Below are 24,426 nucleotides of genomic sequence, written 5' to 3' on the forward strand. Positions count from 1 at the left end.
CACACGCCTCTCAGGATGTCGTACTCCGGGCAATCAGCGCTTGCGTCGAAGCGTCATAAGCCGACGCATCGGCTGTTCCCGCAAGCACGGCTTCGATACCCGAAGCCAGCTGCTTGCCCAGCTCCACGCCCCACTGATCGAAAGAGTTGAGGCCCCAGATCGCGCCTTGCACGAATACCTTGTGTTCGTAGAGCGCGACCAGTGCGCCGAGATGGTAGGGATCCAGCGCTTCGAGCAGCAGTGTATTGCTGGGCCGGTTGCCGGAAAAGACGCGATGCGGAATCGCAGCTTCGAGCGCATCACCGCTCATGCCGCGGGCATTCAGTTCGGCGCGCACCTCGTCGGCCGTCTTGCCGCGCATGAGCGCTGCCGACTGAGCGAAGCAACTCGCGGCCAGCGTGCGTTGGTGGTTCGGCAAGGTGCCTCGCTGACGCAGCGCGAGGATGAAGTCGACCGGAATCAGGGCCGTGCCCTGATGCAGCAACTGGAAGTAGGCGTGCTGACCGTTGATACCGGGCTCGCCCCAGATGACCGGACCCGTCGAATACGCAATGCGCTCGCCCTCACGACGCACGCCTTTGCCATTTGACTCCATGTCCAGCTGTTGCAGGAAGGCCGGCAGACGATGCAGGGTCTGGTTGTAGGGCGCGATGACCTGCGAACGTGCGCCAAGGAAATTCACATACCAGATACCCAGCACAGCCAGGAGCACCGGCAGGTTCTGCGCGAAGGGGGCCGTACGGAAGTGCTCGTCCATGTCGTACGCACCACGCAGCAGCTCGTCGAATGCCTGCGGGCCGATGGCGATCATGATGGGCAGGCCGATTGCACTCCACAGCGAATAACGGCCACCGACCCAGTCCCAGAAGCCGAACATGTTGTCCGGGTCAATGCCGAATGCGGTGACTTTCTCGCGGTTGGTCGAGACGGCCACGAAGTGCCTGGCAATTGCCGCTTCGTCACCACCGGCAGCGTCCAGCAACCATTGGCGCGCCGTGCGCGCATTGGTAAGGGTCTCGATGGTGGTGAAGGTTTTGGACGCAATGATGAACAAAGTGCGCGCTGGATCCAGACCCTTGAGCGCGCCGACGATCTGCGCGCTATCGACATTGGAGACGAAATGCAGTCGTGGCCCGTCAGCCTGCGGCTTGAGCGCTTCGCAAACCATCAGCGGGCCGAGGTCGGAACCACCGATGCCGATGTTCACGACGTCGGTGATCGTCAGCCCGGTGTAGCCCAGCCAGGCCCCACTGCGCACGCGCGTCGCAAAGTCGTAGCAGCGCTGGCGTACCTCGCGCACACCAGGCATCACATCCTGCCCATCCACCAGCACGCTGCCGTCGCCTTGCCTGCGCAGGGCAATGTGCAGGACAGCGCGGCCCTCGGTGTTGTTGAATGGCGCTCCGGCGTACATCGCGTCACGCTGCGCGGCGACCTGACAGGTCTCGGCCAGCGCGAGCAATGCCTTCAGCACTTCGTCATTGATGCGATTCTTCGAGTAATCGAGGTGGATGCCGCAGGCTTGGGTGGCGTAGCGCGTGGCGCGCTGCGGATCAACCTGGAACAGCTCGCGCATGTGGGTGCTGCCGGCATCGGCAGCCATCGAGGAAAGGGTTTGCCATGCGGGAGTCAGTGTGGGATTCATTGGTGAGAGCCCTCGGAAGTTGTGGTGATTATGCCGGCTTCAGGCACGCAGGTTCCGTGCCCAATGGGTATAAAGGCGCTCAGCTACCGTGCGCATGATGGGCAGCTTGTGTGGCAATTGCTCGAACTGGGCTCCCGGCGTCTGCACGGAAGGCGGCAGGCAACTCTCGCCTGCAAACTCGTCTCGCCATTCGCCGTTCCATTCCGTGATCAGCTCTTCGGTCATCTCGATGTGGAACTGCATGGCCAGATGCGGGCCCATGACCCAGGCCTGGTTGACGCACACCTCACCTTCGAGGATGCGCACGGCACCGGGCGGCAGCGCGAAGGTTTCGCCATGCCACTGGTACACATCGAATGGCGCCTGCCCGCCCAGCCAGCTTTGCGCCTCGGGCGTTGCCGTGGGCACAACCCTGCCCCAGCCGATTTCCTTGACCGGATTGCGCGTAACAGGCACACCCAAGGCTTTCGACATGAGTTGCCCGCCAAGACAGTGGCCAATCACAGGCATGTCCGCCGCAACGGCTGCGCGGATCAGATCGAGTTCCTGCACGATCCAGGGCAACTCGTCATTGACGCTCATCGGCCCACCCATGAAACAGAGCCCGCTGAATGCTTCAATGCTGGCAGGGAGAGAATCACCCCGGTCGATCGCAAACAGCTCGAACGGGATGCCGCGCGTCTGCAGGAAGCTGGCAAAATGCCCCGGGCGGACGTTATGACAATGCTGGACAACGGCAACTGGCTTCATGGGACCACTATAACGATGCAAACATGGCAAGCAGGACTTCGCGCCCTCATTCTATGTGCCGCAGCCACAAGCGTGCACGCCGCCGAGGTGGGACTCGTCGGCATCTTCCCCGGCAAGGCCGTCATCAGCATTGACGGGGGCGCGCCACGCATCGTCGCGGTGGGCCAGACGCTCAACGGGGTCAAGCTCGTCAGTATCTCGGGTGACACAGCCATCATCGAAGTCGGCGGCAAACAGGAGCGCATCGTGCTGGGAGCCCAACCCCTCAACGCAGGTGGCGGTGACGACGCCCAGGGCCAGCAAAGCATCACACTGATCGCCGATTCGCGCGGGCACTTCGTCACCACCGGCAGTCTCAACGGCGCCCTGACGACTTTCGTCGTCGACACCGGGGCTTCGTCGATTGCCATGGGGCCGGGCCAGGCGCGGCAGGCCGGCATCGATTACACCAAAGGTGAAGCGGCCATGGTGGGCACAGCCAACGGCGTTGCCAAAGCCTGGCGCGTTCGCATCGACCGCGTCACCGTCAATGGGCTGACCCTGCGTGACGTGGAAGGCATGGTCCTGCCGCAGGACATGCCCATCGTGCTGCTGGGCATGACCTTCCTGAATCGCATGAACATGACACGCGAAGGCAACACCATGGTGCTCAAGCGGCGCTATTGAGATGCCCGACACAGAGTTGCTGGTGCGACTGCGCGCGCTGCTGCCCGGGGCGCAGGACTTTGCCTGGTCCTCGGAACGGCAATCCGGCGAGCCGGGCCGGGCCGCGGCGGTACTGATGCCTATCCAACAGCAGGCCGATGGTCTGCACTTGCTGCTGACCCGCCGCACCGATCATCTGCATCACCACCCGGGCCAGATCAGCCTGCCCGGTGGCCGCATCGACGCGGGCGATGCCGATGCCCGTTCTGCAGCCCTGCGCGAATGCGAGGAAGAAATCGGCTTGCGGGCTGCACAAGTGGAGCTGTTGGGGCAACTGCCCGACTATGGCACCTGGTCCGGATTCCACGTCACGCCCTTCGTGGGGCTGGTGTCTGCAGACTACGTGCCCAAGCTGGACAGCTTCGAGGTTGCCGAACTGTTCAGCGTGCCGCTGGCGTTCCTGCTTGACCAGGGCAACTACCAGCACCACCGCGTGGAGCGTGACAACGCGCGCCGACACTTCTTTGCCGTGCCCTGGCAGGGCCGTTTCATCTGGGGCGTGACGGCGGGCATGCTCGCCATGCTGTCCGCGTTCGTCGCCCGTAACGGGCGCTGACAGGCCCTGTGGGAGCCGCCTGGCTTATACTGGGCGCCTGCCTGAGCCGATTTTCGCCATCCTTCCCCGCCCTCTCTCCCAAGTCATGACGCTGTTTTCACTCGTCTTCGCACTGGTTCTCGAACAGTTCCGTCCCCTCAACGCTGCCCGCCTGCTCTATCCGCCGCTGGAGGCGCTGGGCGACTTCTTCGAAAAGCGTTTCAACGATGGCGATGCGCGCCACGGCATGATTGCCTGGCTGCTGATGGTGCTGCCGCCGGTGTTGCTGTCAGCCCTGCTGTCCTTCGTCCTCTACCACGCCGTACACCCGCTCGCCGCCTTCGTCTTCAACATCGCGGTGCTGTACTACACGATGGGCTTTCGCCACGTCAGCCACTTCTTCACGCGCGTGCACGCTGCCCTGCGTGAAGGCGATCTGACCGCCGCCCGCAGCCTGATCGGCGAGTGGCGCGGCCAGCTGCACGACCAGAGCAGCACGCAGGAAATCACTCGCCTGGCGCTCGAAGGCGGCATCGTCGGCGCTCACCGCCAGGTGTTCGCCATCGTCGTGCTGTTCGTACTGCTGCCCGGCCCCAGTGGCGCCGTGCTGTACCGCATGGCCCATTTCTATCGTCAGCAATGGGGCCAGAGCAAGGCGCTGGGCATGGAGGGTTTCGGACGCTTTGCCAATCGCGCCTTCAGCATCATCGACTGGCTGCCGGCACGCGTGACCGCCATTTCCTTCGCGATCGTCGGCGACTTTGAAGATGCCGTGTATTGCTGGCGCATGCAGTCCGCCAGCTGGACCGACCCCGACGACGGCGTGCTGCTGGCCAGTGGAGCCGGCGCGCTGGGCGTACGTCTGGGCCAGCCCGTGCATCAGAACAACCTGATCGTCGAACGGCCGGAAATCGGCACTGGTGACGAAGCTGAAGTCGAGTACCTGCAGAGCTTCATCGGCCTCGTCCGGCGCGCGCTGGTGCTCTACGCGCTGGTCATGCTGATGATGGGCATCACGCGGCTGGTGAGCTGAACCCTTCCGCCAGCGCAATCACCTGCGCCACGGCATCGGCAGCCAGACTGTCGACTTCCACGTATTCCGGCCATTTGTCGCGGAACTGCCGCTGCCAGGTGATTTGCCGCTTGGCGAGCTGGCGCGTGGCGGCGATGCCCTTCTCGCGCATACCGGCAAAGTCGTCACGGCCGTCGATGTAGTCCCACATCTGGCGATAGCCCACGCAACGCATGGACGTCATGTCCGACTCCAGCCGATAGCGCTGGCGCAGACTGCGCACCTCATCCTCGAAACCCTGTTCCAGCATGCGATCGAAACGCTGCGCAATACGTTGATGCAGCACAGCGCGGTCAGACGGCGTCATGGCCACCGCCTTGAAGTCCAGGTCCGGCGGCTCGGCAGCCTTCCGCGCATAACTCTCGGCCAGTGGCCGCCCCGTCAACAAGACGATTTCCAACGCGCGCTGAATGCGCTGTGCATCGGTGCTGTGCAGGCGCGCCGCAGCGTCGGCATCCAGCGTTGCCAGCCGGGCATGCACGGCCGGCCATCCTTCGCTCGCGGCCTGCTGCTCGATCTCTTCACGCAGCCCTGCATCGGCCGACGGCATGTCTGACAGACCATCGCGGAGCGCTTTGAAATACAGCATGGTTCCGCCGATAAGAAGGGGAAAACGCCCCCTTGCGTGCACTTCGTGAATTATTCGCTGGGCATCCACGGCGAATCGCGCCGCAGAATAGGCTTCCTCCGGACTTACCACGTCGATCAGGTGATGCGGGCAAACCGCCAGCTCCTCAGGTTCCGGTTTGGCCGTGCCGATATTCATGTCACGAAAGACCAAAGCCGAGTCGACGCTGATGATTTCGACCGGCATCACACGCGCCAAGGCCAATGCAGCGGCAGTCTTGCCGCTGGCGGTGGGGCCCATCAGGAACAGGGCGCGCGGCGGGTGAGGAACATCCATGGGGTGGCTATGAAAACGGTTCTGACAAAGCTTCTGACACCAGTCCTGACAGGCATGCGGGCAGCACTGCTCATGCTCCTGCCCCTTTCCGCAACCCACGCAGGCCAACTGCCAATGTGGGAGGTGCGTGACCCGGTGTCGGGCGGCACAGTGTATCTGCTCGGCTCCATCCACGTCTGCAAGGCCAGCTGCCTCAACTTCCCGGAAGCCATCACACGCCGCTTCCGCGACAGCCAGGCGCTGGCGGTGGAACTCGACCCCGGCGCACCACACACGGTGCAAGCCATCCAGCAAGCCATGCTGCTGCCCGAGCAGCAATCGCTGTGGCAGCAACTCGATGGCAAAAAACACGACGCCCTGCAGTCTGCCCTGACCGCCGCAGGCCTGTCGCCAGAGGCCGTCGGCCGCGTTCGCCCGCCCATGCTCGCCGCGATGATGTCGGCCATGGTCTGGGAGAAACTCGGCTACAGCCAGCGCTTCGGCGTCGATCAGTGGTTCATGCAGAGCGCGCGGGACGCCGGCAAGCCCCTGCGCGAACTGGAAACCATCGAACAACAGCTCGGCGCCCTGCTCAGCGGCAGCGAGCAGGAGCAGCTGCGCGCGCTCATGCACGACGCCGACACCATCCTCAGCGGTCGCGCCGAGGCCTACCTGGGCAGGCTTGTTGCGGCCTGGCAAGCAGGTGATCTGGCTGCGCTGGACAGGCTGACGCTGGAGGAATTCGGCGACTACCCCGAGATCCACAGCGCCCTGCTGATGCGTCGCAACCGTGACATGGCAGCCAAGGTGGCGGGCTGGTTGCGACAAGGCGAAAGGGTCTTCGTCGTGGTCGGCGCAGCCCATATCGCTGGCGACCAGAACATTGCCGCCCTGCTGACCCAGGCTGGCTTTACTACGCGCCAGCTCAGCGATAGCGATTGAGCCGACGGCTGCCCGAATGAAAAAGGCCCTGCAATGCAGGGCCTTTTCTTTTTCGGCGTGCCGGATCAGCGGCGCGACGACTGGATGCTATGCACGAAGTCGTCGAAACTCTTTTCTGCGACGCGGAACCACAGCAGTTCATCGTCGCGGAATTTCTTCCACTGATCGTAGATCTTCTTCCACTTCGGATTCTTGGCCGAGTACTCGTCGTAGAGCGTGAATGCGGCCTTGCTGGCGGCGGTCATGATCTCCTTGGAGAACGGTCGCAGCTGGGTACCGGCAGCCACAAGGCGACGCAGGGCGTTCACGTTCTTGACGTCGTAGCGCGCCTGCATTTCCAGGTGGGCATAGGCGCATGCATCTTCCAGCGCTTGCTGGTACTCGCGCGGCAGCTCCTGATACTTCTTCTGGTTCACGTAAATCGACAACTGCGCGCTGCCTTCCCAGAACCCGGGGTAGTAGTAGTACTTGGCGACCTTGTTGAAACCCAGCTTCTCGTCGTCGTAGGGGCCGACCCACTCGGTCGCATCGATAGTGCCCTTTTCCAGCGCGGGGTAGATGTCGCCGCCGGCAATCTGCTGCGGCACCACGCCCAGTTTGGCCAGCACGGGGCCGCCCAGGCCACCGATACGCATCTTGAGACCTTCGAGGTCCTTCAGTGTCTTCACTTCCTTGCGATACCAGCCCCCCATCTGTGTGCCGGTGTTACCGCAGGGAATATTGTGAATGTTGTAGTCCTTGAAGAACTCGCGCAGCAGTTCCATACCGCCGCCTTCCCACAGCCAGGCGTTTTGCTGGCGACTGTTGAGGCCGAAGGGAATCGCCGCATCAAAGGCGAATGTCGGATCCTTGCCGATGAAGTAATAGCCCGCCGTATGGCAGCAATCGACCGTGCCGTCCTTGACGGCATCAACGACGCCCAGCGCCGGCACCACTTCGCCTGCAGCGAAGATCTGGATTTCGAACTTGCCACCCGTAGCCGTCTTGACGTGCTGGGCCACGACTTCGGCCGCACCGAAGATCGTGTCGAGACTCTTGGGGAAACTGGATGCCAGACGCCACTTGATCGTGGGGGCGGTCTGCGCCACGGCCGGAGCTGCCACCGCACCTGCGGCGAGTCCGACGCTTGCCTTCTTCAGAAATGAACGACGTTCCACTTGTCTTGCCTCCTCTTGGTGATCTGCATTCAACGACAACCGCTGGCGAGTATAGAAACAAACGGCCGCAAGCCACTCGCGGGTTAACCCGCAAAGTATCTGGAAAGACGCCTGTTCAGCCTCCAGCGACCGTCATGCCTTCAATGCGCAAAGAGGGCACCTGCCGACCACCACGCACCACCACGTCGTTACCGAGTTCGGTGATCTGCTTGAACATGTCTCGCAGGTTGCCGGCAATGGTGATCTCCTGAACCGGATACTGGATAACGCCGTTCTCGATCCAGTAGCCCGCCGCGCCGCGCGAATAGTCACCGGTCACGTAGTTCACACCCTGACCCAGCAACTCGGTCACCAGCAGGCCACGCGACATGCCGGCGATCAGTTGCTCCAGGCTCTTGCTGCCAGGTGCCACGATCAGGTTGTGCGCACCACCCGCGTTGCCCGTGGTCTGCATGCCCAGCTTGCGGGCGGAGTAACTCCCGAGGAAGTACCCCTGTAGCACACCATCCTTCACCACATCACGCTTCCCCGTGGCCACGCCTTCATCGTCGAACGGCGTGCTCGCCTGCCCACCCACAACGTGCGGGTCTTCGACAATCGAGATATGCGGCGCGAAAATCTGTTCGCCCAAAGCATCAAGGAGAAAGGACGAGCGGCGGTAAAGGCTGCCACCGCTGGCAGCCTGCACAAAGCTGCCAATCAGGCCACAGGCCAGCGGCGCTTCGAAAATGACCGGCACGCTGGTCGTCGGCACCCGACGCGCCCCCAGACGCGACAGTGCGCGACGGGCCGCGTAGTCACCAATCTCGGCAGGTGCCGCCAGTCGGCTCGCATCGCGACGCGAGCTGTACCAGTCATCGCGCTGCATGTCGTCGCCTTCGCCGGCAATCACCGAGCAGGAAATCGCGTGACGCGAGCTCGCAAAACCATCCATGAAGCCAGCCGAATTGGCCGAAATGAAATGCGACTCCTGGCGCGACACGGTCGCCCCTTCTGAATTCTTGATCAGCGGGCTTACGGCAAACGCAGCGGCCTCACAATCGCGCGCCAGTGCAGTCGCCTCCTCGATCGACACCGACCACGGGTGATGCAGACTCAGGTCGCGGGCCACGCTCTGCGCGCCGCGCCACAGGCGCTCAGGATCTGCCAGACCAGCGCAGGCATCCTCGGCCGTAAAGCTGGCAATCGACAGTGCGGCATCGACAGCCGCGTGAATCGCCGTCCGCGAAAAGTCCGACGAACTCGCATGCCCCTTGCGCTGCCCGAGGTAGACAGTGACGCCAAGGCCCTTGTCACGGTTGTACTCGATGGTCTCGACCTCGCCGCGCCGCACCGACACGGAGTTACCGAAACCTTCCGACACGTCGGTCTCACAAGCACTGGCGCCGCGGCTGCGGGCGTAATCCAGCACTTCACTGGCAATTTCTTCGAGCTGTTGACGGCTGAAACCGAATCCTTCTGTGTCGCGTGGCATTGTCTCGGGTCGGGGAATAAGCAAGGGCTATAATTAGACCCCAATTCACGACTCCCTGCGCGGTTTGGCCACGAGCGGCCACGCGCCCGCCATGCAAGAAAAAACCAAACCCGAATACGACGGCCCCAGCAAATCGCAGCGCAAGCGCGACATGCACTCACTCCAGGCGCTGGGCGAAGAACTGGTCAAGCTGAGTGGCGAACGCCTCGCCAAGATCGACATCGACGAACGCCTGCGCGAAGCGATCCGCGACGCCCACCGCATGCAACCGCGCACCGAGGAATTCCGCCGTCAGATGCAGTTCATCGGCCGACTCATGCGCGAAGCTGAGACCGGCCCGATCCGTGCCGCACTGGATGCCGTTAACGGCAAGTCGCGCGCCGAAACAGCCCGCATGCATCGTCTGGAAGCCCTGCGCGAACGCTTCCTTGAAGACGAGCAGGTCGCCAGCGAAATCGCAACCCAGTACCCGGGCGCCGACCTGCAACACCTGCGCCAGCTGCGCCGCAACGCCCTCAAGGAACGCGAACAGAATCGCCCGCCACGCGCCTTCCGCGAGCTTTTCAAACTGCTGCGCGAACTCGAGACGGCCGGCACCGAAGCGGCAGCTCCCGAATTCGATGAGCACGACGAGGGCGACGATGAGTGATGGCCTGCCCATCGCGGCCAGCGTCGAGCATCCATTCGTCATTGGTATCGTCTCGATCAGCGACCGTGCCTCTCAGGGGGTCTATGAAGACAAGGGCATTCCAGCCCTGCGTGACTGGTTCGGCAGCGCCATCGCCTCACCCTGGCGCGCAGAAGAGCGCCTGATTCCCGACGAGCGTCCGACCATTGAAGCGACGCTCATCGCACTGGCCGATCAGGTCCACTGTCATCTGATTGTCACAACCGGCGGCACAGGCCCCGCCCCGCGCGACGTCACGCCGGAAGCCACGCTGGCCGTTGCCGAACGCGAAATGCCCGGCTTTGGCGAAGAGATGCGCCGCATATCGCGGCACTTTGTGCCAACCGCAATACTCTCGCGGCAAACAGCGGCAGTACGCGGCAAGTCCTTGATCATCAACCTTCCGGGGCAGCCCAAAGCCATTCGCGAGACGCTGGAAGGCCTGCGCAACGATGCCGGCGAACTATTGGTCGAAGGCATTTTCAGTGCCGTGCCCTACTGCATCGACCTCATTGGTGGCCCCTATATCGAAACCCACACAGCGGTGAGCAAGGCCTTCCGCCCCAAAAGCGCGCCCCGCCCTGCCGGCTGACGAGCCTCGCGCCCACTGTTGCGCGTTTCACCTACCCGCACGGGCAGCCAACAAACCTCGTGGCAAATAATGCTTGCCAATTGCTGGAGAGCGCGCCATAGTCGCGAACACGATTTTCAAGCAGTAGTTGCGTAGTGCTTTTCTCCAGCGTCATTCACGCTCCGGTTGGCCATCCCCTCTCTTGATTGTCGTTCTCGGGTTCGCCCGGCTTTTTTTTGTTTTTTTAGGACTTATCAAACATGGCAACTGGTACCGTCAAGTGGTTCAACGATTCCAAGGGTTTCGGCTTCATTACTCCTGATGGCGGCGGTGAAGACCTCTTCGCCCATTTCTCCGCAATTCAGTCGCAAGGTTTCAAGACCCTGGCTGAAAATCAGCGCGTCTCGTTCGACATCACGCAAGGCCCGAAGGGCAAGCAAGCTTCGAACATCCGCCCGGAGTAATCTGAGCGCTTGACGAAGAAAGCCCGGCACACGCCGGGCTTTTTTTCGCCTGAAGCTTCTGCAGGAATTCCGCGATCCTTATCAGCAAAGCTGCTGATGACTGTGCAGATCAGCTGACGTGGGATATCTGTGCGGAATACTCGTCGTCCAGCGCCGCTGCATCAGGACGATGCAGTGACAGGCTCACCGTCAGGATGTCGATGACCAGCAGATGCATGATCCGCGACAGCATCGACACAAAGCGCGCGCTGTCCTCACCGTGGTCCACGGCAATCGTTACATCGGCCCGCTTCGCCAGCGGTGAAGCGCTCGACGTGATGGCAATGACCGAAGCACCGGCGCCTTGCGCCAGACTCACCGCTTCCAGCAGATCAGTCACGCGGCCTGAACTGGAGATGGCGATCACCACGTCACCCGCCTGCAGAGTCCGTGCCGACAGGCGTTGCAGGTGCGTATCCGCAAAGGCCACGCAGGGGACGCCGAAGCGGAAGAACTTGTGCTGGCCGTCCTGCGCCACGACGCCTGAATTCCCCACCCCATAGAGTTCGATACGGCGCGCATCGCGCAACAGGGCGATGGCCGCGTCGATGGCGGCCATATTGAGCGAGTCGCGCAGCCGCAGGATCGCCGATGTCGTGTTGTCGAGCACCTTGGCGCTCAGATCCGGCAAGCCATCGCTGTGACGCACCTGGCTATGGCGTATGGGCAGCGTACCGGTGAGCCCCGAAGCGAGCTTGAGCTTGAAGTCCTGCAAGCCCTCGAAGCCCAGCGAGCGACAGAAGCGGATCACCGTCGGCTGGCTGACGTCGACCTGCCTGGCAATCACAGCCACCGCGTCGCTCAGCACACTGCGAGGCTGGCGCAACACGAAGTCGGCCACCTTCTGCTCGGCACGCGACAACTGATCGCGCTCGGCGCGGATGCGCGCCAGCAGATGATTCTCACCGTGGCGCGTGCTATCGGTACGCAGCGGACAGGATGGCGGACACGCCGCTGAGCGCGGGGTGCGGCGCGTTGATGACATAGGTCGGTATGCGCGACAGGTAGTCCGCGAAGCGCCCCTTGGCTTCGAAACGCGCACGGAAGGCAGATTTGCCAAGATACGCCGCCAATCGCGGCGCAATGCCGCCCCCGATGTAGATGCCACCCACAGCACCCAGCGTCAGCGCCACATTCCCTGCGACAGACCCCAGCATCGCGCAGAAGCACTGCAAGGCCTCCTCGCACAAGGGATCTTCACCAGCCAGTGCGGCTGACACGATGCGTTGCGCATCGCGCGGCTCCTCACGCATGCCGGTATTCTCGACCAGCGCCTGATGACACAATTCCAACCCTGACCAGGAAAGCAGGCGCTCAGCCGAGACGTGCGGAAACTGCTTCCAGGCATGCCGCAGGATCACGATCTCGCGCTCGTCCGACGGCGCAAAACTGACGTGCCCCCCCTCGCTCCCCAGCGTCACCCAACGATCCTCCGTGGGAATCAGACCAGACACCCCCAAGCCCGTACCGGGGCCTATCAGGCCGATCACGGCACTCTCCTGCGCCGTGCCGCTGCCGATCTGTGTGCGCTGTGCTGCTTCGAGTCGCGGGATGCTCATCGCGAGCGCGGTGAAGTCGTTCACTACCAGCAAGGTATCCAGCGAAAGCGCCTGTCGTAGCAGTTCAATCGAGAACGACCAGCTGCGATTGGGCATACGCACTGCGTCGCCCTCCACAGGATTGGGCATCGCCAATGCGGCGTGACGTACCGCATGGCCTTCAGGCTGCAAAGCGAGGAAGGCCTGCGTCATGCTCTGCACGCCATCGTAGGCATCGCAGCGCAGGACGCTCACTTCGCTCCGCAGTCCGTTGCCGAACTCCAGCGCGAAGCGTGCAAAGGTGTTTCCGACGTCTGCCAGCAGACGCGGGGATTCGTAACGTGTCATCGGGTATTCAGCGAATCCTCTGCTCGGTCGCCGGGTCGAAGTAGACGACCTTGGAAAGATCGAACAGCAAACGCATCTTCTCGCCACTGCGCACGGCGAAATCCGGGCAGACACGGCAGGTCACCTTGGCTCCGTTGATGATCGCCAGCAATAACGTGTCCGGCCCAGTCGGCTCGGCCAGATCGATCCTAAGGCTCTGCTGCACGGCGTACTCCGCCGCACCATGCGAATCGACCACCTCGGTAATCTGTTCCGGGCGAATACCGACAATGACGTCCTGCCCCAGACGCAAAGCTTCACCGCGTATCGCTGGAAAGACGAATTGCTCGCCGTGGTTCTCCATCGCCAGACCAAGGCCGCTGCCCAACTCGACGACACGCGCCGGAATGAAGTTCATCGCCGGCGACCCCATGAAGCCAGCCACGAACAGATTCGCCGGATCACGGTAGATTTCCTGCGGCGTACCGAACTGCTGAACTTCACCCGTCTTCATCACGGCAATCTTGTCCCCCAGCGTCATGGCTTCGATCTGATCATGCGTGACATACACGATGGTCGTACCAAGACGCTGGTGCAGCAGCTTGATCTCGGTGCGCATCTCGACGCGCAGCTTCGCGTCGAGGTTGGACAAGGGCTCGTCGAACAGGAACAGCGCCGGGTTGCGCGCAATCGCGCGCCCCATCGCCACGCGCTGACGCTGCCCGCCTGACAGCTGCGAGGGGCGCCGGTCAAGCAGATGCTCGATCTGCAGAATTTTCGCCACACGCGCCACCGCCTCTTCACGCTCGGCCTGCGGCACCTTGCGGATCTCCAGTCCGAACGAGATGTTCTTGCGCACCGTCATCGACGGGTACAGCGCGTAGGACTGAAACACCATGGCGATGTCCCGATCCTTCGGCGACAGATCATTCACCTTGCGGCCGGCAATGTGCACCTCGCCCGAGGTGATGTCGTCGAGCCCGGCGATCATCGCCAGCAAGGTGGACTTGCCACAGCCTGATGGGCCAACGAGGATCAGGAACTCCCCCTGTTCCACCTCCAGGTTGATGCCCTTGAGGATTTCGTTACCCGCGTAAGACTTGCGGACGTTACGGATGGATAGAGCGCCCATTGTTCAACCCTTGACTGCACCGGCCGTAAGGCCGCGCACGAAGTATTTGCCTGCCACCACATACACAATCAGCGTCGGCAGGGCGGCAATGATCGCCGCCGCCATGTCCACGTTGTATTCCTTGACGCCCGTCGAGGTATTGACGAGGTTGTTGAGCGCCACCGTGATCGGCTGACGCTCGCCCGACGAGAACACCACGCCGAACAGGAAGTCGTTCCAGATCTGTGTGAACTGCCAGATGATGGTCACCACGATGATCGGCCCCGACAGCGGCAAGACGATCCGCCGGAAGATGGTGAAAAAGCCCGCTCCGTCTATGCGCGCAGCCTTCACCAGCTCATCCGGAATGGTCACGTAGTAATTACGGAAGAACAGCGTGGTAAAAGCGATGCCGTACACCACATGCACGAAGATCAGGCCCGGCACCGAGTTGGCGATGCCCAGCATCCCCAGTGTCTGCGCCATCGGCAGCAGGATGGCCTGGAACGGAATGAAGCAGCCCAGCATCAGCGCCATGAACAACCAGTCCGACCCACGGAAGCGCCACATCGTCAGCACGTAACCATTGAAAGCCCCCACCAGCGTCGAGATCAGGACAGCCGGCACGACGAAGGACACCGAGTTCCAGAAGTAACCCTTGAGCCCTTCGCACTGCACGCCAGTGCAGGCGCTGTCCCAAGCCTTGATCCAGGGTTCGAAAGTCACACTCTGCGGAAAGGCCATGAGATTGCCCGACTTCAACTCGTTCAGATCCTTGATCGAGTTGAACAGCATCACCGTCAGTGGCAGCAGGTAGTAAAGGCAGCAATAGGTGATGAAGGCATAGAGCGCAACGCGCCCGAGGGTGATGCCCTGTTTTGCCACGGCCTCACTCACGATTGGCACTCCTCAGCTCTGAATACATGAAGGGCACGATCACGGCGACCACAATCATCAGCATCACGGTCGCCGATGCCGCCCCCAGCCCGATCTGGTTGCGCGTAAAGGCAAACGAATACATGAAGGTCGCCGGCAGGTCGCTGGCGAAGCCCGGACCGCCGCCCGTAAGCGCCATCACAAGGTCGAAACTCTTGATCGCAATGTGCGCGAGAATCATGAAGCTGGAGAAGAACACCGGCCGCAGGCTGGGCAGGATGATGCGACGGTAGATGGTGGGCATCGAAGCGCCATCGACCTTGGCCGCCTTGATGATGCTGTCGTCGATACCGCGCAGGCCGGCAAGGAACAGCGCCATCACGAAACCCGAGGACTGCCAGATGCCTGCGATGACGACCGTGTAGATCGCCATCTCGGGATCCTTGATCCAGTCGAAGACGAAGCTCTCCCAACCCAGATCGTTGACCACTTTCTGGAAGCCGATGGAGGGATCGAGAATCCACTTCCAGGCCGTACCCGTCACGATGAATGACAGCGCCAGCGGGTACAGGAAGATTGAGCGGATGAAGCCCTCTGCACGGATGCGCTGGTCAAGCAGGATCGCCAGCAGCAGCCCCATCGCCAGACAGGCAAAGATGAACAGGCCGCCAAACGCAGCAAGATTCTTGAGTGCCAGCCACCAGCGGTCGTTGTCGAACAGGCTGATGTATTGCTCGAAGCCAACGAACTCGTAGCGCGGCAACAAGCGCGAGGGCGTCATCGACAGCACGGCTGTCCAGATGATGAAGCCGTAGAAGAACACCACGCAGACGACGAAGGTAGGCGACAGCACCAGCTTGGGCAAAAAGCCTTCAAGCGTGTCGAGCCATTGGCGACGAGCCGGTGACGAAAGTGCGGGGGTGGAGGACATGCGAGCTCTTGGAAGTCAGGACAGGCGGCCCTCCCCCGTCTGTACGGGAGAGGGAGTGCGTAGCAAGGCCCGCGCTTACTTCGTCTTCGCTGCTGCAGCCAGTTTCTTCACGGCATCCTTCGAGGACTCATTAGAGTTGAAGAAGGCCGTCACCACGTCCTGGATCGCACCGGTCGTTGCCGCCGGCACGGCCATCTGATGCGCGATGGAAGGCACCAGGCCGCCGCCCTTGGCGGTGTCGGCAAAGTCCCTGGACGACAACTTGGCACAATCGTCGAACTTGTCCATCGACACGCCACTGCGTACCGGGATCGAGCCCTTGTTCAGGTTGAACACCTCCTGGAACTCGGGGCTCATCACCGCGTTGGCAAAGTTCGCCTGAGCCTTGCCTGCATCGGCAGCGGACTGCTTGAAGACGATGAAGCTGTCGATATTGAAGGTGAAGGACTTGGCCGTGCCCGGCGCAGCGAGGCACAGGTAATCTTTGCCCGGCACCTTGCCCGCCGCCGTGAATTCACCCTTTGCCCAGTCGCCCATGAACTGCATCGCCGCCTTGCCATTGATGACCATCGCGGTCGCCAGGTTCCAGTCACGGTTGGCTGCATCCTTGTCGACGTACTTGCGCACCTGGCGGAAAGTGTCGAAAGCCTTCTCCATGGTCGGGCTACTCAGCGCCTTCTGGTCCAGCTTGACCAGCGCGTCGTTATAGAACTGCGCGCCGCCCACGCCCAGCACGACCGACTCGAACACCGTGAAGTCCTGCCAGGGCTGCCCACCGTGCGCCACGGCGATGAAGCCCGCCTTCTGGATTTTCTCTGCAGCTGCGGGGAAGTCCGCCCAAGTCTTGGGCACTTCGGCTCCGGCCTTCTTGAATACGTCCGGATTCACCCACATCCAGTTCACGCGGTGCACATTCACCGGCACCGCTACGTAGTTGCCCTTGTACTTCATCACGTTGGCCACAACGCCCGGCAGCAACCCATCCCAGTTGCCGGCCTTGGCCGTGTCGTTGAGGTTGGCGAGCACGCCCTCGGCGCCCCACTCCTGAATGCTCGGCCCCTTCACCTGCGCTGCAGTCGGCGCCTTGCCCGACACCACGCGGCTCTTCAGCACGGTCATGGCGTTTTCGCCGCCGCCACCGGCCACGGCAAAGTCCTTCCACTTGTCGCCCTTGGCCTCGATCATCTTCTTCAGCTCGGCGGCTGACTTGGCCTCGCCACCCGAAGTCCACCAATGCAGCACTTCGACCTCAGCAGCCTGTGCTCCGGCCACACCCAAGGCCAGCAAGGCCACCGCCAGCTTATTCATCCTGATCATCTTCAGTCTCCTTCGGGTTGGAATGCGTCACAGAATGCCCAGCCTTGGGCCGGACAGCCCGTACCGCTGTCGTAATACGTGCGCCAATTGTAGTAATGCTACAAACCATATTTCCGTGGGTGTTTTCCCTTATCGAACACAAGCCAATGTTTGTGACAGCCTGCGGCGCAAGGCCGGAAGCCGGTTTCAACAAACCGGCACACGCCCATAAAATGTAACTCCGCTACACACATTCAACTCCCAGCGGGAGCAACATATCGCTGGGCCGCACAGACTGCCTCCTATACTTGGCGACGACATCAGACGGCACATCACAGGATCCCGACATGAGCACCCACGAACTCAGCCCCTGGATCGCAGGCGACATTGGCGGCACCAACGCGCGCTTCGCCCGTATCGACAAGAAAGGCGGACTGTGCGACATCGCCATCCTGCGTTGCGCCGACTACGCCGGACCGACCGAGGCGTTGCAGGCCTATCTCGCCGCACATCCCGGCCCCGCACCGGTCGCCGCCACCATAGGCATCGCCAACCCGCTGGATGGCGACCGCGTGCAGATGACCAACCACAGCTGGAACTTCTCCATCGAGGCGATGCGCAGAGCCATCGGCCTCACCCGACTCGACTTCCTCAACGACTTCACCGCGCTGGCCATGTCCTTGTCCGAGCTGGGTGACAAGGACCGTAGCCAGATTGGTGGCGGCAAAGCCAAAGCACGTGCCGCCATCGGCGTGATCGGCCCCGGCACCGGACTCGGAGTCTCCGGTCTGATCCCCTGCCCCGGCGGTTACGCGCCCATAGAAGGCGAAGGCGGCCACGTATCGATTGCCGGGCAGACGGCTGAAGAACTGGCCGTCATCACTGCGCTGTACCGCATGTTTCCGCACGTCTCAGCCGAGCGTGCCGTGTCGGGCACAGGCCTGCCCTCGCTCCACCAGGCACTGGCCGAAGTACGCGGCACACGCGCCGACCCGCTCACCCCGCCTGAGATTGCAGAGCGTGCGCTCAACGAGAGCGACGCCCTGTGCGTCGCCACCATGCACATGTTCTGCTGCCTGCTCGGCACAGCTGCAGCCAATCTCGCCGTGACGTTGGGCGCGCGTGGCGGCATCTACATCGGCGGCGGCATCGTGCCCAAGCTGGGCGACTTCTTCCTGCGCTCCGGCTTCCGCCAACGCTTTGAAGACAAAGGACGCTTCTCGGCCTACCTCGCCGACATCCCGACCTGGATCATCACCTCCCCCGTAGCGGCGCTGATCGGCGCGGCAGCGCATCTGCGCCAGCATGCCGACGCGCGCTGACCTCCGGGCGCAACACAAACCCTCCCGCACGGCACGACTGCCCTTTGCCCGACTCCGCAAATAGCTGAGGCTGCAGAACGCACTGGCCAATCCCCCCGGCTGGCGCCTCGGCACTCTCCGCCATTCAAACGCACGTCTACGCACGCCTGCCGCGCCGGCTGTTCATTACCGGGACAACGGCCCCGCTCACCAGAAATCCGCCAGCACGCCCCCTGGCGCGGGTGTCAGCCCCGTCCCCGCTGCGACATCTGCCTGCGCCCGCCTACTCAAACGCGCCCAATCGAGTGACATAAAGTTTTACGGCACACGGTCGTTAGCTGCATACAGGCAAGTGCCCATCAGGCAGGCCTGTATCCGTAAACCCTAACGGGCCTCGCGCTCACGGTGGACGAACGACTGATCATGACGACATCGACCCAACGCAACGCAATACTGGCCATCGCCGCCATCAACTTTGTCCTGCTGGCCATCGTGGCCCAATCCACCTGGGTCGGGCTCTTTATCGGCGCAGGTGTTGCCGCAGCGCTGTTCACGTACAGCAAGCGACAAGAAACACCCCCTGCCACCGTGCAACCGCTGAGTATGCGCGAGCCCGAAGCACGCACCGTCGAGCGCATGCCCGAGCTGGTGGCCGAGGTCGTCCCGCTGTGGAACCGCCACGTCGCACTCGCGCAAAACCAGATCAAGGACGCCATCGACTCGCTCGCCTCTCGCTTCAGCACACTTGCCAACCGTCTCTCGCACGGGTCGGGCCAGCAGCAGAACGACGGTCAGGCCTTCGTACTGCAGACCATCCGCGAGGCTGAGGGGTCGCTGCGCGGCATCGTCGCCAAACTCAACGCAACGCAGGAATTCCGCACCACTCTGATCAGCGAGATGAACAACGTCGCCTCGCAGACCGACGGCCTGCGCCGCATGGCCGAAGAAGTGGCCGATATCGCCAAGCAGACGAACCTCTTGGCACTCAACGCCGCCATTGAGGCCGCGCGGGCTGGCGAAGCGGGTCGCGGTTTCGCCGTCGTCGCGGACGAGGTGCGCAAGCTCTCCAGCCAGTCCGGCGAGACCGGCAAGCGCATTCACGAGACGGTCAGCACGGTCAGCAGTGCCATTGCGCAAGCCCTGCAGCGCTCCGAACAGTTCGCCACCGAAGAAGCCGAGGCGATCAGCGCATCGCAAGACAGTGCCGAGCACATCATCACCAGCTTCAACCGCACCGCTTCCGAGCTGGGCGCATCCCTTGTCGCGATGCAGGAGGAACGCCGTGCCGTCGAGGCCGACGTGCACGATGTGCTGATCAACCTTCAATTCCAGGACCGTGTCCACCAGATCTTCGACCACGTCCTCAACGACATGTCACGCATGTCCCAGGCCGCGCAGCAACTCCAGCGCGATCCGAAGGCTGCAACTCCGGACACGCGCCGCTGGCTGGACGATCTGTCCAAAACCTACACCATGCTTGAACAGCGGCAAACCCATGGTGGCGACCACGCCAAGAGCGCGGCTCCGCAAACCGGCATCACCTTCTTCTGAGCCCGCCCAGCCACACCCGAAAGCGAGTCCCCCATGAGCAAGACCATCCTGATCGTTGACGATTCTTTCAGCCTGCGCCAGACCCTTGCCATCGCCCTGCGCGAGGCAGGCTACACCGTGCAGGAAGCTGTAGACGGCAAGGACGGCCTCGCCAAACTCGACGGCACCAAATACAACCTCATCATCTCCGACGTGAACATGCCGAACATGGACGGCATCAGCTTCGTCAAGGCGGCCAAGCAGCTGCCGAACTACAAGTTCACCCCGGTGATCATGCTCACCACCGAGAGTGACCCCGCCAAGATGCAGGCCGGCAAGGACGCCGGTGTCCGCGCCTGGGTGCTCAAGCCTTTCCAGCCGCCCGCACTGCTCGATGCCGTCTCCAAACTGGTCATGAACTGAGCGGAGGGCAACATGAGCGACTTCACACTCCGCCAGGACGGCAAGGGCCGCGTCGCCGCAATCGGCGACATGACGATCTTCCATGCGCACCAGATGAAGGAGGCGCTCATGACCGAGCTGGGTGCCAACGAACGACTCGAAGTCGACCTCTCGGAAGTCAGCGACATCGACACCGCCGGCCTGCAGCAACTGCTGCTGCTGCACAAGGAGGCGGCCCACGGCAACAAGCCCTTGCGCTTCCAGGGCCACAGCCCTGCCGTGCAACAGGCCGTGCAAATGCTCAAGCTCGAAGCCCTGCTGGGCCCCACCGTTTCAGTCGTCTGGAGCTGACAATGGATCTCTCTGCCGCCCGTGGTGCCCTGGTACAGGAAGCCCGCGAACTCCTCACCGCGATGGAAGCCGCCCTGCTCGAAATCGAAGCCCAGGGGCAGGACAGCGAGCGGGTCAATGCCATCTTCCGCGCTGCGCACACCATCAAAGGCTCTGCAGGCCTCTTCGGACTGGACCTCATCGTCAGCTTCACCCACGTCATGGAAAGCGTGCTGGATAAAGTGCGCGCCGACGAACTCGCACTCGATGAAGCACTCGTCTCCGTCATGCTGCGCTGTGGTGACTACCTGGGCCAGCTGATCGATGGCATCGAGCACAACGAAGACCTGGCCGACCCCGACCCCTCCACCCGCTCACACCTGCTGGATACGCTGAACGCCCTGCTCGGAGTCCCCAACAGCGCCCTCGCAGCGGCGATCAGCAACAGCGAAGAGCCGATTCATCGCGAGGACCCCGCAACCGGCGGTAGCGAGCAATGGCACCTGTCACTGCGCTTTGCACCAAGTGTGCTCACGCACGGCCTTGATCCAATGTCGTTCATCAACTATCTCTCCGGACTCGGCGAGATGACCAGCGTCTATGTCCTCACCGACGGTCTGCCCGACCCCGAGCACATGGACCCCGAGCAGTGTTATCTGGGCTTCGAAATTGATCTGAAGACCGACGCTGACAAGAAACAACTGGAGAGCGTTTTCGACTTCGTCCGCGAAGACAGCCAGATCCGCATCCTCCCGCCCAGCACCAAGGTGCAGGAGTACATCGACCTCATCGGCAGCCTGCCCGAGTCACCACAGAAACTTGGCGAGATTCTCGTCGCCGGCGGCTGTCTCACCCAGAAAGAACTGGACGAAGCACTCTCCATCCAGGCCGCCAACAAAAGCGTCGGTGCCGAGGCCGCAAAACTGGGCGAAGTGCTGATCCAGGAAAACATGGTGCAGCCCACCGTTGTGGCGGCTGCCCTCACCAAGCAAAAGCGGAATGAGGAGCGACGCAGCCAGGAACAGCGCGTCATCAAGATCGAGGCCGGCAAGCTCGATCAGCTCATCACCCTGGTCGGCGAACTTGTCATCGCAAGCGCCGGAGCCGGCATCACCGCCAACAAGCTGCGCCAGAGTGCAATGATCGAGGCCGTCAACGAAGTGAGTGGCCTCGTCGAGCAGATCCGCGACTGCGCGCTCGACCTGCGCATGATCCCGATTGGCGAAGTCTTCCAGCGCTTTCCTCGCGTCGTACGTGATGTCTCGCAAGAGCTGGGCAAACGCATCAACCTTGTCATCACAGGCGCGGATACCGAGCTCGACAAATCCATGGTCGAGAAACTTGGCGACCCGCTGCTGCACATCGTCCGCAACGCCATCGACCACGGTATCGAATCGGTGGAGCGGCGCGAAGCTGCCGGCAAGTCAGCCGAAGGGCAGATCAAGCTGCACGCCTTTCACGAATCGGGCTGCGTCGTCATCGAAGTCAGCGACGACGGCGGGGGTCTCAACACCGAGCGCATTCGCGCCAAGGCCGTCGAACGCGGCATGATCAGCGCAGACGCAGTCATGAGTGACAGCGAGATCCATCAGCTCATCTTCGCCGCCGGTTTCTCGACCGCCGAGCAAGTGACCAACCTCTCCGGCCGCGGCGTCGGCATGGATGTCGTCAAGCGCAGCATCGAGCAGCTACGCGGCGAAATCGAGATCAACAGCGTCCAGGGTCAGGGCTGCTGCCTGCGCATACGCCTGCCTCTCACGCTGGCCATCATCGATGGCTTCCAGGTTGGTGTCGGCCCGAGCACCTTTGTCATCCCGCTCGACATGATCGACGAGTGCATCGAGTTTTCTTCCGTCGAAGGTCACGACTACACCGACCTGCGCGGACAGGTGCTGCCCTTCATACGACTGCGCGAGTACTTCGAACTCCCCGCAGTCGCCACCAAGCGCGAGAACATCGTCGTCGTCAAACACGGCAGCCGCAAGTTCGGCCTCGTCGTCGACCGTCTGATGGGTGAGGCCCAGACGGTCATACGCCCGCTTTCCAAAATGTTCAGCCACGTCAAGGGAATCAGCGGGTCCAGCATTCTGGGCAGCGGTGAGGTCGCACTCATCCTGGACATCACATCAATGACGCACGAGCTGCGCAGCACAACATCTCAAGCTTGAAGCAGCCCGACTCAATACGCAAAAAGGAGTTACTCATGTTTACAGAAATGAAAGTTGGCACGCGCCTCTACCTCGGATTCGGAGTCGTACTGCTGCTTCTGATCACCCTGGGCATCACCTGCATACTGAAGCTCGCCGGGCTCAACGCTGTGATGACAGAACTTGTCGATGACAGAGCGGTGAAAGTGCACCTAGCTACGGACATGACCAAGAGAACCATCGACAACGGCCGTCAGATTCGCGCAATGATCATGAGCACAAATTCGGCCGAGATTGCACGCCGCAAAGCGCTGATGGAAGAGAACCGCAAGAAGAACAGCGAGGATATGGAACGCCTCGACAAAATGATCAGCACCGAAAAGGGACGCGCCTTATTCAAGAACGTGACAGACAAACGCGCCACGCTAAGCAAAGAGTATGACGCGATGTACGCGTTGGCCGAGGCATCAACCAACGCCGCAGGCATCGCAAAGGCGCAGCAACATCTCGAAGACAAATTCAGTCCAGCCAACCTGGCCTTCGAAGCTGCACTGAATGAAATGGTGCAGTTTCAGACAGAGCTGATGGAAAAATCCAAGCGAGACGCTGCTGAAGACTACACAAACACCCGATTGATCGTTATCGCTTTGCTCTCCATCGCGACGCTTCTAGGCGCTGCAATGGCCTTCCTGATCACCCGCAATCTACTCAAGATACTGGGCGGAGAACCTGCCTATGCCAAGGAGATTCTGGGCAAGGTCGCAGCAGGCGACCTGAGCGTCGATGTTGCAGTCAAAAATGGTGACCAGAGCAGCATGCTGTTTGCTGTACGTAACATGGTGATGAAGCTTTCACAGGTTGTCGAAGATGTGAATGGCAATGCAGAGTCCCTTGCCAGCGCATCCGAGCAAGTGAATTCGACCGCGCAGTCACTCTCGCAAGCGGCGAGCGAACAGGCTGCCGGCGTCGAGGAGACCAGCGCTTCGCTCGAACAGATGACGGCGTCGATTGCGCAGAACACCGAGAATGCCAAGGTTACCGATGGCATTGCAGGTCGCTCCTCGGGTCAGGCCGCCGAGGGTGGCGAGGCCGTCAAGGCCACGGTGGCCGCCATGAAACAGATCGCGCAGAAGATCGGCATCATTGACGACATCGCCTACCAGACCAACCTTCTGGCCCTGAATGCCGCCATCGAAGCAGCCCGTGCGGGCGAGCACGGCAAAGGCTTTGCCGTGGTCGCGGCCGAGGTCCGCAAGCTGGCCGAACGCAGCCAGATCGCCGCACAGGAGATCGGCACCGTAGCCAGCAGCAGCGTAGACCTGGCCGAACGCGCAGGGGGATTGCTGGACGAGATGGTCCCCAACATCAAACGCACATCTGACCTGGTACAGGAGATCACGGCAGCATCCGAGGAGCAAAGCTCGGGCGTAGCCCAGATCAACGCGGCTGTCATGCAGCTGAGCCAGACCACGCAACAGAATGCATCGGGCGCCGAAGAACTCGCCGCCACCGCCGAAGAGATGAGTGGTCAGGCCGAACAGCTGCAGCAGCTGATGTCGTTCTTCAAACTGGATGGCGGCAGCCGGCGCGGTGGCAACCGATCTCGCAAGCCCGGCACCAGATCAGGCAAGGCCGCAGACATCGCGCAACACAGCGGTGCCAATGAGGAAGTGGCCGAGAACGATTTCGCGCGCTTTTGACGCTGACACATCGCACTACCGGCAGTGGTAATA

General features: G+C 62.0%; 23 protein-coding genes and 1 pseudogene. 13 read left to right on the forward strand and 11 right to left on the reverse strand.

Going from position 1 to position 24,426, the window contains the following annotated elements:
• Positions 1–10: 10 nt before the first annotated feature.
• Entirely contained in the window at positions 11–1,645 is a 1,635-nt protein-coding gene (pgi, locus tag ABEA02_RS14815; RefSeq protein WP_345533870.1) for a glucose-6-phosphate isomerase, read from the reverse strand.
• Positions 1,646–1,684: 39 nt separating this feature from the next.
• The gene (locus ABEA02_RS14820) at positions 1,685–2,395 is read right to left on the reverse strand and encodes a type 1 glutamine amidotransferase (RefSeq protein ID WP_345533871.1); all 711 of its coding nucleotides are present in this window, start codon (positions 2,393–2,395) and stop codon (positions 1,685–1,687) included.
• 72 nt (positions 2,396–2,467) lie between these two features.
• Here ABEA02_RS14820 and ABEA02_RS14825 point away from each other — a divergent pair, with 72 nt between their 5' ends.
• The 3 genes from ABEA02_RS14825 to ABEA02_RS14835 all read left to right on the forward strand — a co-directional run bounded on the left by ABEA02_RS14825 (position 2,468) and on the right by ABEA02_RS14835 (position 4,668).
• On the forward strand, positions 2,468–3,061 hold the full coding sequence (locus ABEA02_RS14825; RefSeq protein WP_345533872.1) for a retropepsin-like aspartic protease family protein: 594 nt from the start codon (positions 2,468–2,470) through the stop codon (positions 3,059–3,061).
• Position 3,062: 1 nt separating this feature from the next.
• Complete coding sequence (locus ABEA02_RS14830; protein ID WP_345533873.1) at positions 3,063–3,656, forward strand: CoA pyrophosphatase; 594 nt, start codon at positions 3,063–3,065, stop codon at positions 3,654–3,656.
• A gap of 85 nt (positions 3,657–3,741) precedes the next feature.
• On the forward strand, positions 3,742–4,668 hold the full coding sequence (locus ABEA02_RS14835) for a CobD/CbiB family protein (RefSeq protein WP_345533874.1): 927 nt from the start codon (positions 3,742–3,744) through the stop codon (positions 4,666–4,668).
• Here the strand turns inward: ABEA02_RS14835 and miaA are convergent.
• Positions 4,649–5,611 (reverse strand): tRNA (adenosine(37)-N6)-dimethylallyltransferase MiaA, encoded by a 963-nt coding sequence (gene miaA / locus ABEA02_RS14840; protein ID WP_345533875.1) that lies wholly within the window; start codon positions 5,609–5,611, stop codon positions 4,649–4,651. The two genes, ABEA02_RS14835 and miaA, sit on opposite strands and share 20 nt — an antisense overlap.
• Before the next feature lie 72 nt (positions 5,612–5,683).
• On the opposite strand from miaA, the gene ABEA02_RS14845 reads away from it, so the two are divergent.
• Positions 5,684–6,532 carry a TraB/GumN family protein gene (locus ABEA02_RS14845; protein WP_345533876.1) on the forward strand — a complete coding sequence of 283 codons (849 nt, stop codon included), beginning with the start codon at positions 5,684–5,686 and terminating at the stop codon, positions 6,530–6,532.
• 65 nt (positions 6,533–6,597) lie between these two features.
• Here the strand turns inward: ABEA02_RS14845 and ABEA02_RS14850 are convergent, their stop codons facing one another.
• On the reverse strand, positions 6,598–7,689 hold the full coding sequence (locus tag ABEA02_RS14850) for a TRAP transporter substrate-binding protein (protein WP_345533877.1): 1,092 nt from the start codon (positions 7,687–7,689) through the stop codon (positions 6,598–6,600).
• Between the two features lie 115 nt (positions 7,690–7,804).
• A complete protein-coding gene (gene pmbA / locus ABEA02_RS14855; protein ID WP_345533878.1) occupies positions 7,805–9,163 on the reverse strand; it encodes a metalloprotease PmbA in 1,359 nt (452 codons plus the stop codon).
• Positions 9,164–9,254: 91 nt separating this feature from the next.
• Here pmbA and yjgA point away from each other — a divergent pair, with 91 nt between their 5' ends.
• From yjgA to ABEA02_RS14870, 3 genes are all read left to right on the forward strand, one after another.
• Positions 9,255–9,812, forward strand: coding sequence for a ribosome biogenesis factor YjgA (gene yjgA, locus ABEA02_RS14860; protein WP_345533879.1), 558 nt, complete (start codon positions 9,255–9,257; stop codon positions 9,810–9,812).
• The gene (mog, locus tag ABEA02_RS14865) at positions 9,805–10,422 is read left to right on the forward strand and encodes a molybdopterin adenylyltransferase (protein ID WP_345533880.1); all 618 of its coding nucleotides are present in this window, start codon (positions 9,805–9,807) and stop codon (positions 10,420–10,422) included. Before yjgA ends, mog begins: the two co-directional genes overlap by 8 nt.
• 239 nt (positions 10,423–10,661) lie before the next feature.
• Positions 10,662–10,865, forward strand: a complete 204-nt coding sequence (locus tag ABEA02_RS14870; protein WP_345533881.1) for a cold-shock protein — start codon at positions 10,662–10,664, stop codon at positions 10,863–10,865.
• Between the two features lie 109 nt (positions 10,866–10,974).
• On the opposite strand, the gene ABEA02_RS14875 is transcribed toward ABEA02_RS14870, so the two are convergent.
• The 6 genes from ABEA02_RS14875 to ABEA02_RS14900 form a co-directional block, all read right to left on the reverse strand.
• Positions 10,975–11,889 (reverse strand): SIS domain-containing protein, encoded by a 915-nt coding sequence (locus ABEA02_RS14875; protein ID WP_345533882.1) that lies wholly within the window; start codon positions 11,887–11,889, stop codon positions 10,975–10,977.
• Positions 11,822–12,790 (reverse strand): glucokinase, encoded by a 969-nt coding sequence (locus ABEA02_RS14880; RefSeq protein ID WP_345533883.1) that lies wholly within the window; start codon positions 12,788–12,790, stop codon positions 11,822–11,824. The genes ABEA02_RS14875 and ABEA02_RS14880 overlap by 68 nt, the downstream gene beginning before the upstream one ends.
• Before the next feature lie 7 nt (positions 12,791–12,797).
• Entirely contained in the window at positions 12,798–13,901 is a 1,104-nt protein-coding gene (locus ABEA02_RS14885; RefSeq protein ID WP_345533884.1) for an ABC transporter ATP-binding protein, read from the reverse strand.
• 3 nt (positions 13,902–13,904) lie between these two features.
• The gene (locus ABEA02_RS14890; RefSeq protein WP_345533885.1) at positions 13,905–14,777 is read right to left on the reverse strand and encodes a carbohydrate ABC transporter permease; all 873 of its coding nucleotides are present in this window, start codon (positions 14,775–14,777) and stop codon (positions 13,905–13,907) included.
• A complete protein-coding gene (locus ABEA02_RS14895) occupies positions 14,770–15,687 on the reverse strand; it encodes a carbohydrate ABC transporter permease (RefSeq protein ID WP_345533886.1) in 918 nt (305 codons plus the stop codon). The genes ABEA02_RS14890 and ABEA02_RS14895 overlap by 8 nt, the downstream gene beginning before the upstream one ends.
• Positions 15,688–15,762: 75 nt before the next feature.
• The gene (locus ABEA02_RS14900) at positions 15,763–17,004 is read right to left on the reverse strand and encodes an ABC transporter substrate-binding protein (RefSeq protein WP_345533887.1); all 1,242 of its coding nucleotides are present in this window, start codon (positions 17,002–17,004) and stop codon (positions 15,763–15,765) included.
• A 326-nt stretch (positions 17,005–17,330) separates the two neighbouring features.
• On the opposite strand from ABEA02_RS14900, the gene ABEA02_RS14905 reads away from it, so the two are divergent.
• The 6 genes and pseudogenes from ABEA02_RS14905 to ABEA02_RS14930 all read left to right on the forward strand — a co-directional run bounded on the left by ABEA02_RS14905 (position 17,331) and on the right by ABEA02_RS14930 (position 24,393).
• Positions 17,331–18,305 (forward strand): glucokinase, encoded by a 975-nt coding sequence (locus tag ABEA02_RS14905; protein ID WP_345533888.1) that lies wholly within the window; start codon positions 17,331–17,333, stop codon positions 18,303–18,305.
• A 915-nt stretch (positions 18,306–19,220) separates the two neighbouring features.
• Positions 19,221–19,835, forward strand: a pseudogene (locus tag ABEA02_RS20180) (methyl-accepting chemotaxis protein); the annotation flags it as partial.
• A gap of 33 nt (positions 19,836–19,868) precedes the next feature.
• Positions 19,869–20,237, forward strand: a complete 369-nt coding sequence (locus ABEA02_RS14915; protein ID WP_345533890.1) for a response regulator — start codon at positions 19,869–19,871, stop codon at positions 20,235–20,237.
• Positions 20,238–20,249: 12 nt separating this feature from the next.
• Entirely contained in the window at positions 20,250–20,567 is a 318-nt protein-coding gene (locus tag ABEA02_RS14920) for an STAS domain-containing protein (protein WP_345533891.1), read from the forward strand.
• A gap of 2 nt (positions 20,568–20,569) precedes the next feature.
• Positions 20,570–22,714 carry a chemotaxis protein CheA gene (locus tag ABEA02_RS14925; RefSeq protein ID WP_345533892.1) on the forward strand — a complete coding sequence of 715 codons (2,145 nt, stop codon included), beginning with the start codon at positions 20,570–20,572 and terminating at the stop codon, positions 22,712–22,714.
• A gap of 35 nt (positions 22,715–22,749) precedes the next feature.
• Positions 22,750–24,393, forward strand: coding sequence for a methyl-accepting chemotaxis protein (locus tag ABEA02_RS14930; protein WP_345533893.1), 1,644 nt, complete (start codon positions 22,750–22,752; stop codon positions 24,391–24,393).
• The last annotated feature ends 33 nt before the right edge of the window (positions 24,394–24,426 follow it).

Source organism: Viridibacterium curvum, from assembly GCF_039544165.1.
Classification (GTDB): domain Bacteria; phylum Pseudomonadota; class Gammaproteobacteria; order Burkholderiales; family Rhodocyclaceae; genus Viridibacterium; species Viridibacterium curvum.

Bases quoted from the DNA above. Each gene is read 5' to 3' on its own strand.
- pgi (WP_345533870.1), bottom strand. From the start codon at position 1,645: ATGAATCCCACACTGACTCCCGCATGGCAAACCCTTTCCTCGATGGCT.
- ABEA02_RS14820 (WP_345533871.1), bottom strand. From the start codon at position 2,395: ATGAAGCCAGTTGCCGTTGTCCAGCATTGTCATAACGTCCGCCCGGGG.
- ABEA02_RS14830 (WP_345533873.1), top strand. From the start codon at position 3,063: ATGCCCGACACAGAGTTGCTGGTGCGACTGCGCGCGCTGCTGCCCGGG.
- ABEA02_RS14835 (WP_345533874.1), top strand. From the start codon at position 3,742: ATGACGCTGTTTTCACTCGTCTTCGCACTGGTTCTCGAACAGTTCCGT.
- miaA (WP_345533875.1), bottom strand. From the start codon at position 5,611: ATGGATGTTCCTCACCCGCCGCGCGCCCTGTTCCTGATGGGCCCCACC.
- ABEA02_RS14845 (WP_345533876.1), top strand. From the start codon at position 5,684: ATGCTCCTGCCCCTTTCCGCAACCCACGCAGGCCAACTGCCAATGTGG.
- pmbA (WP_345533878.1), bottom strand. From the start codon at position 9,163: ATGCCACGCGACACAGAAGGATTCGGTTTCAGCCGTCAACAGCTCGAA.
- yjgA (WP_345533879.1), top strand. From the start codon at position 9,255: ATGCAAGAAAAAACCAAACCCGAATACGACGGCCCCAGCAAATCGCAG.
- mog (WP_345533880.1), top strand. From the start codon at position 9,805: ATGAGTGATGGCCTGCCCATCGCGGCCAGCGTCGAGCATCCATTCGTC.
- ABEA02_RS14870 (WP_345533881.1), top strand. From the start codon at position 10,662: ATGGCAACTGGTACCGTCAAGTGGTTCAACGATTCCAAGGGTTTCGGC.
- ABEA02_RS14875 (WP_345533882.1), bottom strand. From the start codon at position 11,889: ATGTCATCAACGCGCCGCACCCCGCGCTCAGCGGCGTGTCCGCCATCC.
- ABEA02_RS14880 (WP_345533883.1), bottom strand. From the start codon at position 12,790: ATGACACGTTACGAATCCCCGCGTCTGCTGGCAGACGTCGGAAACACC.
- ABEA02_RS14885 (WP_345533884.1), bottom strand. From the start codon at position 13,901: ATGGGCGCTCTATCCATCCGTAACGTCCGCAAGTCTTACGCGGGTAAC.
- ABEA02_RS14895 (WP_345533886.1), bottom strand. From the start codon at position 15,687: ATGTCCTCCACCCCCGCACTTTCGTCACCGGCTCGTCGCCAATGGCTC.
- ABEA02_RS14900 (WP_345533887.1), bottom strand. From the start codon at position 17,004: ATGATCAGGATGAATAAGCTGGCGGTGGCCTTGCTGGCCTTGGGTGTG.
- ABEA02_RS14905 (WP_345533888.1), top strand. From the start codon at position 17,331: ATGAGCACCCACGAACTCAGCCCCTGGATCGCAGGCGACATTGGCGGC.
- ABEA02_RS14915 (WP_345533890.1), top strand. From the start codon at position 19,869: ATGAGCAAGACCATCCTGATCGTTGACGATTCTTTCAGCCTGCGCCAG.
- ABEA02_RS14920 (WP_345533891.1), top strand. From the start codon at position 20,250: ATGAGCGACTTCACACTCCGCCAGGACGGCAAGGGCCGCGTCGCCGCA.
- ABEA02_RS14925 (WP_345533892.1), top strand. From the start codon at position 20,570: ATGGATCTCTCTGCCGCCCGTGGTGCCCTGGTACAGGAAGCCCGCGAA.
- ABEA02_RS14930 (WP_345533893.1), top strand. From the start codon at position 22,750: ATGTTTACAGAAATGAAAGTTGGCACGCGCCTCTACCTCGGATTCGGA.